The sequence below is a fragment of the Pseudomonas sp. W4I3 genome (assembly GCF_030816195.1).
In the GTDB taxonomy this organism is placed as follows: domain Bacteria; phylum Pseudomonadota; class Gammaproteobacteria; order Pseudomonadales; family Pseudomonadaceae; genus Aquipseudomonas.
In genome coordinates this window covers 980,733-993,983 of the sequence record NZ_JAUSXS010000001.1, presented here as the reverse complement: position 1 = coordinate 993,983, position 13,251 = coordinate 980,733, and the positions used below count along the sequence as shown (strand labels likewise).

Genomic DNA, 13,251 nt, shown 5'->3' with positions numbered 1-13,251 from the left:
TAATGCGCCTGTACCCACAGGCGCACGATACCCATGACTCCACCCCTTCCGCGAAGACCCCGCTGGCGCAGCCTCGCCCTGCTGGCGCTGTGCCTGGCGCCGCTGTTGTGGCCGCTGGAGCACTTGGCCGAGCGCTACTACCGCAGCGAGCTGGCGGGTCAAAACCGTCAGACCCTCGACCTGTACGTCGCCAACCTGTTGGGCACCCTGCACCGCTATGAAGTGCTGCCGCAGATCCTCGGTGACCTGCCGGCGCTGCGCACCGCGCTGGATGCGCCCCACATCAGCACCAACCTGGTCAACGCCAACCTGCTGCTCAAGGATGTCGCCGCCCAGGCCGGAGTGGAAGTGATGTACTTGATGGACACCACCGGCAAGACCCTCGCCGCGTCCAACTGGGACAAACAAGACAGCTTTGTCGGGCGCAATTTTTCTTTTCGTCCCTATTTCAGCGAAGCCATGGCTGGGCGCCTGGGGCGTTTTTTCGGGCTGGGTACCACTTCGGCCAAGCGCGGTTATTTCTTTGCCGCCGCCGTACGCGATGATGAAAAAATCATCGGCGTGCTGGTGGTCAAGGTGGACCTGGACCACACTGAGAGCTTGTGGGGCAACACCCCTGAGCAACTTCTGGTCACCGACCACAACGGCGTGGTGATCCTCACCTCGCGCCCGCAATGGCGATTCCGCGCGACTCGGCCGCTGACCGCCGAAGAGCGCCAAGCCATTATTGCTATCCAGCCTTACCCAACCCGCGACCCTCAGCCATTGAATCTGAGCAGCAGCGCCTGGCTGCGCCAATCCACTGCCATCGCCGAGACCGGCTGGAACGTGGAAATTCTCGCTCCCCAATCGCTGATCAACCGCCCGGTGCGTACCGTAGTGGCCGTAGGCGGTGCGACGTTGTTGGTGCTGATGCTGCTGCTCGGCTTGATGATGCAGCGTCGTCGACATTACCTGGAGCGCATCGCCTTCGAAGCCAAGGCGCGCCGCGAGCTGGAAATGCGCGTGGCGGAGCGGACCAGCGACCTGGAAGGCCTGAACCGACGGCTGAAACAGGAAGTGCTGGAGCGCGAACACGCCCAGCAGGAGCTGGTGCGGGCCCAGGACGACCTGGTCCAGGCCGGTAAACTCTCGGCGCTGGGCACCATGTCGGCCAGTATCAGCCACGAGCTGAACCAACCCCTGGCAGCGATTCGCAGCTATGCGGAAAACGCCGAAATCCTGCTCGACCATGAACGCACCGCCGATGCCCGCGGCAACCTCAAGTTGATCAGCGAACTGACCGGACGCATGGCGTCGATCATCGCCCACTTGCGCGCCTTCGCCCGCCGCGACCGCCACGCGCCGGAAAGCGTGGCGCTGCAACCGGCGCTGGACGATGCCCTGGCCTTGCTGGCCAAGCGGCGACGCTCGATGGAAGTGGAGTTGATCCGCGACTTACCCGAGGCGACCTTATGGGTGCAAGCCGGTGAAACCCGTCTACGCCAGGTGCTGGGCAACCTGCTGGCCAACGCCCTCGACGCCCTCACCGAAAAAGGCCCACCACGCAAACTCTGGCTGAGTGCCCAAACCACCGAGCAGGGCGTCAACCTGTACATTCGCGACAACGGTCCAGGCTTCTGCATGGAAGCGTTGGGCCGCGCCAGTGAGCCGTTCTACACCACCAAGACGCGTACCCAGGGCCTTGGGCTGGGCCTGGCCATCTGTGACACCCTGATGCGCGCCTTCGGCGGCGAACTGCTGTTCGCCAACCACAAGGAAGGCGGCGCGCTGTTAACCTTGAAATTGCGTGCCGGCTCGCCGGGCGTCAGTGTGCAACCGTCCGAGGACCGCAGTGTATGAGTATCGATAACCAGATCCAGGTGGTGCTGATCGACGACGATCCCCATCTGCGTCAGGCGCTGTGCCAGACCCTGGACCTGGCCGGGCTGAAAGTGCTGCCCCTGGGCGAAGCCAGCGGCCTCACCGCACGCTTGTCGCGGGACTGGCCGGGCGTAGTGGTCAGTGATATCCGCATGCCCGGTATGGACGGCCTGGAGCTGCTTGCCGAACTCCATGGTCAGGACCCGGACCTGCCCGTGCTGCTGATCACCGGCCACGGCGACGTGCCGCTGGCGGTACAGGCCATGCGTGCCGGCGCCTATGACTTTCTCGAAAAACCCTTCGCCAGCGACGCCTTGCTCGACAGCGTGCGCCGCGCCCTGGCCTTGCGCCGACTGGTGCTGGACAACCGCAGCCTGCGCCTGGCACTCAGCGATCGGCAACAACTGAGCACACGCCTGGTGGGGCATTCGCCGCAAATGCTGCGCCTGCGAGAGCAAATCGGAGCACTGGCGGCAACCAAGGCCGATGTGCTGATCCTCGGCGAAACTGGAGCCGGCAAGGAAGTGGTCGCCCGCGCTTTGCATGACCTTTCGAGCCGCCGCAGCGGACCGTTCGTGGCGATCAACGCCGGCGCGCTGGCCGAATCGGTGGTGGAAAGCGAACTGTTCGGCCATGAGCCGGGCGCGTTTACCGGCGCGCAGAAACGCCGTATCGGCAAGTTCGAGTTCGCCAATGGCGGCACGCTGTTTCTCGATGAAATCGAAAGCATGAGCCTGGATGTACAGGTCAAATTGTTGCGCCTGCTGCAGGAGCGCGTCGTGGAGCGCCTGGGCGGCAATCAGTTGATTGCGCTGGATATCCGCATCATCGCCGCCACCAAGGAAGACCTGCGCCAGTCTGCCGACCAGGGGCGCTTCCGCGCCGACTTGTATTACCGTCTCAATGTCGCGCCGCTGCGCATACCACCCCTGCGCGAGCGCGGTGAAGATGCGCTGATGCTGTTCCAGCACTTCGCCGACGAAGCCAGCAGCCGCCACGGGCTGCCCCTGCATGAGCTGCAACCGGGCCAGCGCGCGCTGCTGCTGCGCCACAACTGGCCGGGCAATGTGCGCGAACTGCAGAACGCCGCCGAACGCTTTGCCCTGGGCCTGGAGCTGGCGCTGGACAGTACGCCGGACAATCCATCCGCCGGCACACTGACCTCCACGCCTGGCGGCTTGAGCGAGCAAGTCGAGCAATTCGAGAAGAGCCTGATCGCGGCCGAACTGACCCGCCCCCACAGCTCCCTGCGCAGCCTCGCCGAAGCCCTGGGCGTGCCACGTAAAACCCTGCACGACAAACTACGCAAGCACGGTCTGAACTTCGCCGACAGTGCCAACCACAGCGCAGACGACGAATGACCTCGCCCACGAGCCAAGAGACCGCCATGAGCCGCGACAGCCGTTATCTGGAATCCATCCTTCACCACGACATCCCCCTCACCCGGGAAATGGGCCTCAAGGTGCTCGATTGGCAACACGGCCAACTGCAACTGCATCTACCCTTGCAAGCCAATATCAACCACAAGAGCACCATGTTTGGCGGCAGCCTCTACTGCGGCGCCGTACTGGCCGGCTGGGGTTGGTTGCACCTGAGCCTGCGCGAAGAGGGCATTGAAGACGGGCATATCGTGATCCAGGAAGGCCAGATCAGCTATCCGTTGCCAGTAACGCAGGATGCAACGGTGCATTGCATGGCGCCAGAGGAGAAGGTGTGGAAGCGCTTTGTGGCAACCTACAAACGGCATGGCCGGGCGCGATTGTCGCTGGAGACGTGGATTGTGAATGAGGGTAGTGACGAAAGGGCGGTAGCTTTCACCGGCCAATATGTCCTGCACCGCTAAAAGCCAATACACAAACTAAATGTGGGAGGGGGCTTGCCCCCGATAGCAGTGTGTCAGGCAACCAGCTTCTGACTGTTACACCGCAATCGGGAGCAAGCCCCCTCCCACATTTTGTTTTGCTGTGGTCTTAAGACCTGGCCAGGCTCAACAAGCGCTCACGCCACGCCGCCTTGGCCGGCAACGCCAGAAAGAACGGGTTCAACAACGATTCCCGCGCCGGGTAGCTGAACGGCTTGCCGCTGAGCTCCAGCACTTCGCCCCCCGCCCCTTCCAGCACGCCTTGCGCGGCTGCGGTGTCCCACTGTGAGGTCGGCGCCAGGCGCGGATAGCAATCGGCACTGCCTTCGGCCAACAGGCAGAACTTCAAGGAACTGCCGATATTCGCCAGTTTCAGCTCGCCCAAACCCTGGCTCAGCCCTTCCAGCAAACGTTCCTGTTCCGGGCTGGTATGACGGCGGCTGGCAACCACGGTAAAGGCTTCCCCTGCAGCCGGAGTCTGGCGTACCTGGATCTGCCTGGGCGCGGCATTCACGTCCGAACGCCAGGCCCCCAGGCCCGCGCCGCCGAAATAGCAGCGACCACTGGTGGGCATCGACACCACGCCGAACACCACCCGTCCCTGTTCGATCAAGGCAATATTGACGGTGAATTCCTCACTGCCGCTAATGAATTCCTTGGTGCCATCCAACGGGTCCACCAACCACCAACGCTGCCAACCGGCGCGCACGCTCTGGTCGATATCGGCGTCTTCTTCAGACAGCACCGGAATGCTTGGGTCCAGCGCCGTGAGGCCAGCAAGAATCAGATGATGCGCGGCCAGATCGGCGGCCGTCACCGGTGAATCATCCGCTTTGGAGGTCACCGCTACATCGGCACGCCAATACGGCAGGATGGCTTCACCTGCCTGGCGAGCCAATTCGATGACAGGCGCGATAAAAGGGTGGCCCAGAAACAGTTCGCTCATAGGGTGAATACTCCACGCTGGGTCAGCAGGTCTCGCACCAGATACAGCGCGGCCAGCGCCCGGCCCTCACTGAACTGCTCGTTCTGCGCCAATGCCGACAGTTCACGCAGGTTGACCCGATCCACGCGCATGGGCTCGGGCTCATCGCCTTCCAGGCGTTCCTCATAAAGATCGGTGGCCAGCACCACCTGGATTTTCTGGCTCATATAGCCAGGTGACAGCGAAAGCTCTGTGATGTGTTCCAACTGGCGAGCGCCGTAGCCAGCTTCCTCCTTGAGCTCGCGGTCAGCCGCAGCCAACACATCCTCGCCGGGCTCGATCAACCCTTTGGGCAAGGACAGTTCATACTCGTCGGTGCCACCGCAGTATTCTTCCACCAATAATGCATGGTCTTCCTCGATCATCGCGACAATCATCACTGCGCCGTAACCGGCACCACGGCCCACCAGGCGCTCGTAGGTGCGTTCAACGCCGTTGGAAAAGCGCAATTGCACTTCCTCCACGCGGAACAAACGGCTACTGGCGACTATTTCGCGGGCGAGGACGGTGGGTTTCTGGCGCATAAACGGCTCCTTGGCGTGATCGGGTTACTATACCGTGGCTTTTCCGATTGTCTGTGTCGGATATCTTTACTTACATGAGAACGCCCCATGCCCTCTTTGCCTTGGCACGCCATCGACACCGTCCTGCTGGACATGGACGGCACCTTGCTCGACTTGCACTACGACAACCATTTCTGGATGGAGCACTTGCCCCAGCGCTACGCCGAACTGCACGGCGTGAGCCTGGCCATGGCGCAAATGGAACTGCAGCCCCTGTTCGAACGTAACGCCGGGCAGCTGCAATGGTATTGCCTGGATTTCTGGAGCGCCGAACTGAAGATCCCGGTGCGCGAGCTCAAGCTGGAAACCGCCCACCTGATCGCCCTGCGCCCGGACGCGGATACTTTTCTGGCCGCGATCAAACAGGCCGGCAAGCGCGTGATCCTGATCACCAACGCTCATCGCGATTCATTGTCATTGAAATTGGAGCGCATCGAGTTGGCGCCGTACTTCGAGCAACTGATCAGCTCCCACGATTACGGTTTCCCCAAGGAAAACCGGCAGTTCTGGGAAGCGCTGCAAGCGGATATCCACTTCGACCCGGCCCGTAGCCTGTTTATCGACGATACCTTGCCGATCCTGCGAAGTGCCCGGGATTTCGGCGTTGGGCATTTGCTTGCAGTGAAAGAGCCGGACAGCAAGAAGGGACCGAAAGACACGGCGGAATTCGCGGCAGTCGGGGATTACCGAGAGCTCATTGCCGGCCTCTGATCAATTGTGGGAGGGGGCTTGCTCCCGATAGCGGTGTATCAGCCAAGTATCAGTGACTGGGCCAGCGCCATCGGGGGCAAGCCCCCTCCCACATTTTGTTCTACATACTACTCAGGGATACGCAGTGTCTGGCCTGGGTAGATTTTGTTTACATCTTTGAGCATCGGCTTGTTAGCCTCGAAAATCTTGTCGTACTTATTCGCGTCGCCATAAACCGTTTTAGAGATCGCACTCAAAGTGTCACCGCTTTTCACCACAACAAAGCGCGAAGCCACAATCACTGGGCCGGTTACGGTGATCTGGTCATCCACGCTCGCCACGCCAGCGATATTGCCCAGCGCCAGCAGGATCTTCTCTTTCTCTTCCTGAGTGGCCACTTCACCGGTCACAGTGACCTTGTCGCCATCCACCGTGGTCTGCACGTTTGGATTACCCAGGCCCACCTTGCTGACATGCTCCTTCAACTGCTCACTGGCGTTCGCATTCCCCGGCGTCAACAGGTCGACGATCTTTTCGCCGGCTTCTTTGATAAAGCTGAAAATACTCATGGTGCGCTCTCCTTGGGTTTAAGTTCCTGATGCCCAAGACTAGACCAATCCCAAAGATTTGGGTTCCGGCACCTGCGGGCGAAAACCGCCACCGCAATCGAACCTTTGATCGATGTCATCTATCAATAGATCAATACTGGCAATTAGACGCGACCCTTTGTCGCGCCTAGTCTGAACACTGACCAATCCGCCGGTGGTAACTGCCTCATGAACGCCAAGCGCCCAACCTGCGCGGCGCCCGCCCTTGAAACGCCCGCGCCCGCCGCCAGCCAGAGCTATCAATACAGCAACCTCGAACACACCGACGTCGGCAGCACTGCTTTGGCGGAAGAGGTGGCGTTGGCGATTGCCTATAACGACATCAGCCAGGCAGTCATGCTGGTGACGCCAACCGACCTGGAAGATTTTATTGTCGGTTTCAGCCTGGGCAGCGGCATCATCACCGACGTCAGCGACATCTATGACCTGAAAATCAGCGGTTCGGGCTCGGCCCAATACGCCCAGGTACAGATTTCCAGCCGTGCGTTCTGGAACCTCAAGCAGCAGCGCCGCCAATTGGCGGGCACCAGCGGCTGCGGCCTGTGCGGTGTCGAAGCCGTAGAACAGGCATTACCCGACCTTCAGGCGCTGCCCGGCGCACCCTTGCCACCCGCCGAATGGCTCGACGGGCTGCGCCAGCGCATCAGTGCATTTCAGCCCTTGGGCCAGCACAGCGGCGCGGTGCATGCGGCGGTATTCATGAACGACCAGGGCGAATTGCTGATGGGCCGCGAAGACATCGGCCGGCATAACGCCTTGGATAAATTGATCGGCGCACTGATCCGCCAAAAGATTCCGACCGACGGCGGCGTGGCCATTGTCACCAGCCGCTGCAGCCTCGAATTGATCCAGAAAGTCCTGCGCGCGGGCATCCAGACCCTGGTCAGCCTGTCGTCGCCCACCGGCCTTGCCCTGCAATGGGCGCGCCGGCATAACCTCAATCTCATCCACCTGCCGCAGAAAAGCGCGCCGCGGGTCTACAGCCCTGCGATGGAGTACCAGCCATGAGCCTTCACCACCAAGCCGACCAAACCCCAACCCCACGCTACAAGCCGTATAAAGGTCCGGCAGGCGGCTGGGGTGCGTTGATCAGTGTGGCGCAAGCCTGGCTGACCAGCGACAACGCGCTGAAAAACCTGCGCATGATGCTCAAGACCAACCAGAACGGCGGCTTCGACTGCCCGGGCTGTGCCTGGGGCGACTCGCCGGAAAGTGGCATGGTCAAGTTCTGCGAAAACGGCGCCAAGGCGGTCAACTGGGAAGCCACCAAGCGCCGCGTGGACGCCGCGTTCTTCGCCAAGCACAGTGTCACCGCGCTGCTGGAACAGAGCGATTACTGGCTGGAGTACCAAGGCCGCCTCACCGAGCCTATGCGCTACAACGCCGAGACCGACCGCTACCAGTCCATCAGCTGGGAAGCCGCGTTCGACCTGATCGGCAAGCACCTCAACGCCCTGCCCAGCCCGGACATGGCCGAGTTCTACACCTCGGGCCGCGCCAGCAACGAAGCCGCCTACCTGTATCAACTGTTTGTGCGCGCCTACGGTACCAACAACTTCCCCGACTGCTCGAACATGTGCCACGAAGCCAGTGGCGTGGCCCTGGCGCAAAGTGTGGGCGTTGGCAAAGGCACCGTGACCTTTGATGACTTCGAACATGCCGACGCGATTTTCGTCTGGGGCCAGAACCCCGGTACCAACCACCCGCGCATGCTCGAGCCACTGCGCGAAGCGGTTAAGCGCGGCGCTCAGGTGGTGTGTATCAACCCCCTGAAAGAACGTGGCCTGGAACGCTTCCAGCACCCGCAACATCCGCTGGAAATGCTCACCAACGGCGACAAGCCAACCAACACCGCGTACTTTCGCCCGGCGCTGGGCGGCGACATGGCCATCCTGCGCGGCATGGCCAAGTTCCTGCTGCTATGGGAACGCCAAGCCCAGGCCGAAGGCAAGGAAGCGGTGTTCGATCACGACTTCCTCAACGAGCACACCGTTAATGTACTGGACTATCTGGGCCAGATCGACGACACCTCGTGGGACGAAATCGTCGAGCAGTCCGGCCTGACGCTGGTGGAGATCGAGCAAGCCGCGCGCATGTACGCCAAAGGCAAGAACGTGATCATGTGCTGGGCGATGGGCATTACCCAACACCGCCACTCGGTGCCGACCATCCAGGAAATCGCCAACCTGATGCTGCTGCGCGGCAATATCGGCCGCCCAGGTGCCGGCCTGTGCCCGGTGCGCGGTCACAGTAACGTGCAGGGCGACCGCACCATGGGTATCAACGAACGCCCACCGGTGGCGTTCCTCGACTCGTTGGAGCGCCGCTTCCAATTCCAGGTGCCGCGTACCAATGGACACAACGTGGTCGAAGCCATCCACGCCATGCTCGAAGGCCGCTCCAAGGTGTTTATCGGCCTGGGCGGCAACTTCGCCCAAGCCACGCCGGACAGTACACGCACCTTCGAGGCGTTGCGTAATTGTGACCTGACCGTGCAGATCAGCACCAAGCTCAACCGCAGCCACCTGATGCACGGTAAAGACGCGCTGATCCTGCCGTGTCTGGGGCGTACCGACATCGACATTCAGGCCGACGGCCCGCAAGCGGTGACGGTGGAAGACTCCTTCAGCATGGTCCACGGCTCCAACGGTCAACTGCAACCGCTGTCGTCGCTGATGAAATCCGAGCCTGCGATACTTGCGGGCATTGCCGCGGCGACCCTGGGCAGCAAACCCGTGGACTGGAACTGGTTGATCGCCGACTACGGACGCATCCGCGACCTGATCGCCGACACCATTCCAGGCTTCAAGGATTTTAACGAAAAGATCAAGCATCCTGGCGGGTTCTATCTAGGCAATTCCGCCGGTGCGCGCCGCTGGAACACCCCATCGGGCCGCGCCAACTTCCGTGCGAACGTGCTGCCCAAAGACCTTATCCATGAACGCACACACGCCACAGGGCGTGTGCCGGACCTGATCATGCAGTCGATGCGCTCCCACGATCAGTACAACACCACGATTTATGGCCTGGACGACCGCTATCGCGGGGTCAAAGGGCAACGGGACGTGCTGTTCGTCAACGAAGCCGACATCATCCGCCTGGGCTTCAAGCCGGGGCAGAAAGCGGACATCGTGTCCTTGTGGGAAGACGGCCGTGAGCGGCGCGTCAAAGGCTTTACGCTGTTAGCGTTCGATATCCCGGCTGGGCAGGCGGCGGCCTACTATCCGGAAGTGAACCCCTTGGTGCCCCTGGAAAGCACTGGCGACGGTAGCCATACGCCGACGTCGAAGTTCGTCGCGATTCGTCTGGAAGCGGCGAGTGACAATGGGTTGATCATGGCGCGCTCGGCCTGACTTATGCCTGTTTGAACTGCCGCGGCTCCCACATTTGAAATGCATTTAAAATGTGGGAGCGGGCTTGCCCGCGAAGAAGCCCGCATTATCACCATGCATTTTACAGGCACAAAAAAAGGCCGCTTTTTACATAAAAGCGGCCGTTCCGAAGTAGCTAAAGACTCGTAAAAACAACTTAAGTTCCCTATACAAAACAGCAACTTAGCAAATTGTATACAACCGCTGCCGCCGGTCGGATTTCGATTGTCAGCCGCTCGATACAACCTCAGGATCGCGCCGTCATCCCCTTGAGGTTTCCCTGAATGAAGTTCTCCTCGATTCTCTTGTTGTCCCTTGGCCTGGTCAGTGGCGCAGCCATGGCCGGTGGCACCACCGAAGCCGGTGTGGGCGGCGCATTGGGCGGGGTTCTAGGCTCGGTTGTCGGCCAGCAGTTGGGCGGCAACACCGGTTCGACCATCGGCGCAGCGCTGGGTGGCGCGGGCGGTAGTGCGGTCGGCGCCGACAAGCGCAGCCGTGGCGAAGCAGCCATTGGCGGCGCATTGGGCGCTGCCGGCGGCAACGTGGTAGGCCGCAGTGTCGGCGGCAGCACAGGCGCACTGATCGGCTCAGCGGCCGGCGGTGGCGCAGGTGGCGCGCTGGGCAACTACATGGGCAACAAGAGCGATGACGATGACCGTCGTTATCGTGGGCGTGACCGTGATGACCGTCGCTACTACCGCGATGGTCACCCAGGCCGCGGCCAAGCCTATGGGCATCGCAAGAACAAGCATCACTACCGTCACCGCTAAGCTTTAGAGAACACTGCGAATCAATGTGGGAGGGGGCTTGCCCCCGATGACGGGGTATCAGTCAGTACACCTTTGACTGACACACCGCTATCGCGGCCAAACCCCTCCCCATCTTTGGTTTTGCGGTATTTGTCTAAACGAATCAGACCACCAACCTCTGCAACGCCTCGCGCAACTGCCTCGGAATCGGCACCGGCTGGTTCGACGCTCTGTCCACGAACACATGCACAAAGCGCCCTGCCGCACAGGCCTCCTCCTCCCCGGCCTTGAACACTGCCAGCTCATACTGCACCGAACTGTTGCCCAACTTGCCCACCCGCAAGCCGATTTCGATACGCTCGGGAAACGCAATCGATGCGAAGTAATCGCAGGCCGAACTCACCACAAACCCTACGACCGCACCGTCATGAATATCCAACCCGCCCTGTTCGATCAGGTAGGTATTCACCGCCGTGTCGAAAAAGCTGTAGTAGGTGACGTTATTCACATGGCCGTACACATCATTGTCGTGCCAGCGCGTAATGATCGTCTGGAAGTGAGCGTAATCGGCACGTTGTGGCACTGAATCAGGCATGGGTACCTCGGGTAAGAATTTACAGACTGTTCAAATGGGCTGCGGCCCACTCACGAACCTCAGCGTAGGGGTAATCCTCCAGCGCAGCGAAACCGGGAATGCCCCGCGCTTTGAGCTTGGTGAACAGCGGCACGCTGATACCACCCAGAAAGCGCGTCAGCCGTTCAGCCCCCGGCAAATGGCCGGTGTGCTCATGATGCCTGTGGATAAAATCACCGCACAGTCCCATGAAGTTTTTATCCACAAGCGGCGGCAAACTCGGCGGCGCGGGTAGATGCGCAACGTGCCCGTGACACACCGAGCAATGCCCGCAACGCACGGGCGCATTTTCATCGCCGAAATAGAGTGCCAGGCGCTGCCCCAGGCACTGCTCGGTGGCGAACAGATCGAGCATGGCATGTATTCGCGCGACCTCTGTCATCTCGTGTTGCTTGAAGCCTGTGTATAACTCGGCGCTCAACACCTGAGGGTCGAAATCGGTGTTCAGCAAGCTGTAGACCTCGGTCATCTGCTTGCTTTCCAATTCGATCAGGCCCTGCTCCTGGAAGTAATCCAACGCCTTTACCACACGACTGCGCTCGGCGTTGTGCTGCAGGTAGAGCGCATCGAAATCAACGGTTGCCCAGGTTTTCGCGCGCTTGCATACCTGAATGATCGCCGCGACAAACTGTTGCCGCTCGCCGGAAAATCGTGCCAGCAAGGCATCGGGTTCGATCAGGTACTTGAAGCGGTACTCGGCATAAAACGCGTAGCGCGGCGCAATCACGCCCTTGAGCTCAAGTTGCACCAGCAGCGTCTTGAGCGGCAACTCACGGATATTGCTGTGGTCCGACAGCGACCTCAGCAGGAACTCCCACTGCCCCTCGCCTCGTGCCGCCTGCAACTCTTCCAGCACGCGGCGAATGCCCTCCTGCTCTGGGGTATCGCCGTATACGAAGTTCTCCAGCACGTTGAGACTGTCACGATTAGCCAGTACCAGGCAGTCGGAAGGCTGCCCGTCACGACCGGCGCGGCCGATTTCCTGGCTGTAGTTTTCGATGGATTTGGGCAGGTCGAAGTGCACTACGTTACGGATATCACTTTTGTCGATGCCCATGCCGAACGCGATGGTGGCGACAATGCAATTGGAGCGCCCGCCCATGAAACGTCGTTGGATACCTTCGCGTTTGTCGTGGGGCAAGCCGGCGTGATACGCCTCGGCCTGGATGCCGTTGCGGTTCAGGTACTCGGCGATCTGTTCGGCGGTTTTTTGCAGGGTGACGTAGACGATACTCGGCTGGTTGGCGCGCTCGTTCATCCACTGCACCAGGCGACGGCGTTTATCCGCGCCGCTTACCGGCTCCACCAGCAAGTTGAGGTTGGGACGGTAAAAGCCCGTGGTAATCACATCCTGCGGCGCAATGGCGAACTTGGCCTGCATATCGGCGATCACTTTGGGGGTGGCCGTCGCCGTCAGCAGCAGCGCTTGTGGGATATTGAACTGGCGCTGGTAGTCGGGCAGCTTCAAATAATCCGGACGGAAGTTGTGACCCCATTCGGAAATGCAGTGCGCCTCATCCACCACCAGCAGCGAGATCCGCACACTTTGCAGGAAGTTGCGAAACCGCTCGTTTTTCAAACGCTCCACGGAAATCATCAGGATTTTCAATTCGCCCGAACGTGCCCGAGCCATCACGTCGTTGGCGTCCTCGCGACTTTGGGCCGAATCAATACTGCCCGCCGAGATGCCGTGGCGCTGCAGAAAACCCAACTGGTCCTGCATCAGCGCCAACAGCGGCGACACCACCAGCGTCAGGTGCGGCAGCAGTACGGCTGACAGTTGATAACACAGGGACTTGCCAGACCCGGTAGGGAAAATAGCGGCCGCCGAGCGTCCGGCCAACACGGCGCTAACCGTCTCTTCCTGGCCCAAACGAAACTGTGGATAACCAAAGACCTGCTGGAGGGTGTCGTGCATAGGCTGTCA

At 60.8% G+C, this 13,251-nt stretch carries 12 protein-coding genes; 7 read left to right on the top strand and 5 right to left on the bottom strand.

The window, feature by feature from the left end:
* The first annotated feature begins 33 nt into the window (after positions 1-33).
* Genes QF045_RS04430 through QF045_RS04420 form a run of 3 tightly spaced genes read left to right on the top strand, consistent with a single transcriptional unit; the run spans position 34 to position 3,706 of the window.
* Positions 34-1,842 carry an ATP-binding protein gene (locus tag QF045_RS04430; RefSeq protein WP_306491204.1) on the top strand — a complete coding sequence of 603 codons (1,809 nt, stop codon included), beginning with the start codon at positions 34-36 and terminating at the stop codon, positions 1,840-1,842.
* The gene (locus QF045_RS04425; RefSeq protein ID WP_306491203.1) at positions 1,839-3,224 is read left to right on the top strand and encodes a sigma-54 dependent transcriptional regulator; all 1,386 of its coding nucleotides are present in this window, start codon (positions 1,839-1,841) and stop codon (positions 3,222-3,224) included. Before QF045_RS04430 ends, QF045_RS04425 begins: the two co-directional genes overlap by 4 nt.
* Before the next feature lie 26 nt (positions 3,225-3,250).
* Positions 3,251-3,706 carry a thioesterase domain-containing protein gene (locus tag QF045_RS04420; RefSeq protein ID WP_306491202.1) on the top strand — a complete coding sequence of 152 codons (456 nt, stop codon included), beginning with the start codon at positions 3,251-3,253 and terminating at the stop codon, positions 3,704-3,706.
* Positions 3,707-3,833: 127 nt separating this feature from the next.
* Here the strand turns inward: QF045_RS04420 and cysQ are convergent, their stop codons facing one another.
* Together cysQ and nudE are read right to left on the bottom strand one after the other, a co-directional pair.
* The gene (gene cysQ, locus QF045_RS04415) at positions 3,834-4,670 is read right to left on the bottom strand and encodes a 3'(2'),5'-bisphosphate nucleotidase CysQ (protein WP_306491201.1); all 837 of its coding nucleotides are present in this window, start codon (positions 4,668-4,670) and stop codon (positions 3,834-3,836) included.
* Entirely contained in the window at positions 4,667-5,233 is a 567-nt protein-coding gene (nudE, locus tag QF045_RS04410) for an ADP compounds hydrolase NudE (protein WP_306491200.1), read from the bottom strand. The genes cysQ and nudE overlap by 4 nt, the downstream gene beginning before the upstream one ends.
* Positions 5,234-5,320: 87 nt before the next feature.
* Between nudE and yrfG the strand changes: the two genes are divergently transcribed.
* Entirely contained in the window at positions 5,321-5,983 is a 663-nt protein-coding gene (yrfG, locus tag QF045_RS04405; protein WP_306491199.1) for a GMP/IMP nucleotidase, read from the top strand.
* 107 nt (positions 5,984-6,090) lie between these two features.
* Here the strand turns inward: yrfG and lysM are convergent, their stop codons facing one another.
* Positions 6,091-6,531 (bottom strand): peptidoglycan-binding protein LysM, encoded by a 441-nt coding sequence (lysM, locus tag QF045_RS04400; protein WP_306491198.1) that lies wholly within the window; start codon positions 6,529-6,531, stop codon positions 6,091-6,093.
* A gap of 207 nt (positions 6,532-6,738) precedes the next feature.
* Here lysM and fdhD point away from each other — a divergent pair, with 207 nt between their 5' ends.
* From fdhD to QF045_RS04385, 3 genes are all read left to right on the top strand, one after another.
* Positions 6,739-7,578, top strand: a complete 840-nt coding sequence (gene fdhD / locus QF045_RS04395; protein ID WP_306491197.1) for a formate dehydrogenase accessory sulfurtransferase FdhD — start codon at positions 6,739-6,741, stop codon at positions 7,576-7,578.
* Positions 7,575-9,923, top strand: coding sequence for an FdhF/YdeP family oxidoreductase (locus QF045_RS04390; protein WP_306491196.1), 2,349 nt, complete (start codon positions 7,575-7,577; stop codon positions 9,921-9,923). The genes fdhD and QF045_RS04390 overlap by 4 nt, the downstream gene beginning before the upstream one ends.
* A gap of 302 nt (positions 9,924-10,225) precedes the next feature.
* A complete protein-coding gene (locus tag QF045_RS04385) occupies positions 10,226-10,711 on the top strand; it encodes a glycine zipper domain-containing protein (protein WP_306491195.1) in 486 nt (161 codons plus the stop codon).
* A gap of 142 nt (positions 10,712-10,853) precedes the next feature.
* Here the strand turns inward: QF045_RS04385 and QF045_RS04380 are convergent, their stop codons facing one another.
* Entirely contained in the window at positions 10,854-11,285 is a 432-nt protein-coding gene (locus QF045_RS04380) for a thioesterase family protein (protein WP_306491194.1), read from the bottom strand.
* Between the two features lie 19 nt (positions 11,286-11,304).
* Positions 11,305-13,242 (bottom strand): ATP-dependent DNA helicase RecQ, encoded by a 1,938-nt coding sequence (locus tag QF045_RS04375; protein WP_306491193.1) that lies wholly within the window; start codon positions 13,240-13,242, stop codon positions 11,305-11,307.
* Positions 13,243-13,251 lie beyond the last annotated feature (9 nt).

Excerpts from the sequence above, each read along its gene's own strand:
- QF045_RS04380 (WP_306491194.1), bottom strand. The coding sequence starts at position 11,285 with ATGCCTGATTCAGTGCCACAACGTGCCGATTACGCTCACTTCCAGACG.
- QF045_RS04385 (WP_306491195.1), top strand. The coding sequence starts at position 10,226 with ATGAAGTTCTCCTCGATTCTCTTGTTGTCCCTTGGCCTGGTCAGTGGC.
- QF045_RS04425 (WP_306491203.1), top strand. The coding sequence starts at position 1,839 with ATGAGTATCGATAACCAGATCCAGGTGGTGCTGATCGACGACGATCCC.
- nudE (WP_306491200.1), bottom strand. The coding sequence starts at position 5,233 with ATGCGCCAGAAACCCACCGTCCTCGCCCGCGAAATAGTCGCCAGTAGC.
- cysQ (WP_306491201.1), bottom strand. The coding sequence starts at position 4,670 with ATGAGCGAACTGTTTCTGGGCCACCCTTTTATCGCGCCTGTCATCGAA.
- QF045_RS04430 (WP_306491204.1), top strand. The coding sequence starts at position 34 with ATGACTCCACCCCTTCCGCGAAGACCCCGCTGGCGCAGCCTCGCCCTG.
- QF045_RS04390 (WP_306491196.1), top strand. The coding sequence starts at position 7,575 with ATGAGCCTTCACCACCAAGCCGACCAAACCCCAACCCCACGCTACAAG.
- fdhD (WP_306491197.1), top strand. The coding sequence starts at position 6,739 with ATGAACGCCAAGCGCCCAACCTGCGCGGCGCCCGCCCTTGAAACGCCC.
- lysM (WP_306491198.1), bottom strand. The coding sequence starts at position 6,531 with ATGAGTATTTTCAGCTTTATCAAAGAAGCCGGCGAAAAGATCGTCGAC.
- yrfG (WP_306491199.1), top strand. The coding sequence starts at position 5,321 with ATGCCCTCTTTGCCTTGGCACGCCATCGACACCGTCCTGCTGGACATG.
- QF045_RS04375 (WP_306491193.1), bottom strand. The coding sequence starts at position 13,242 with ATGCACGACACCCTCCAGCAGGTCTTTGGTTATCCACAGTTTCGTTTG.
- QF045_RS04420 (WP_306491202.1), top strand. The coding sequence starts at position 3,251 with ATGAGCCGCGACAGCCGTTATCTGGAATCCATCCTTCACCACGACATC.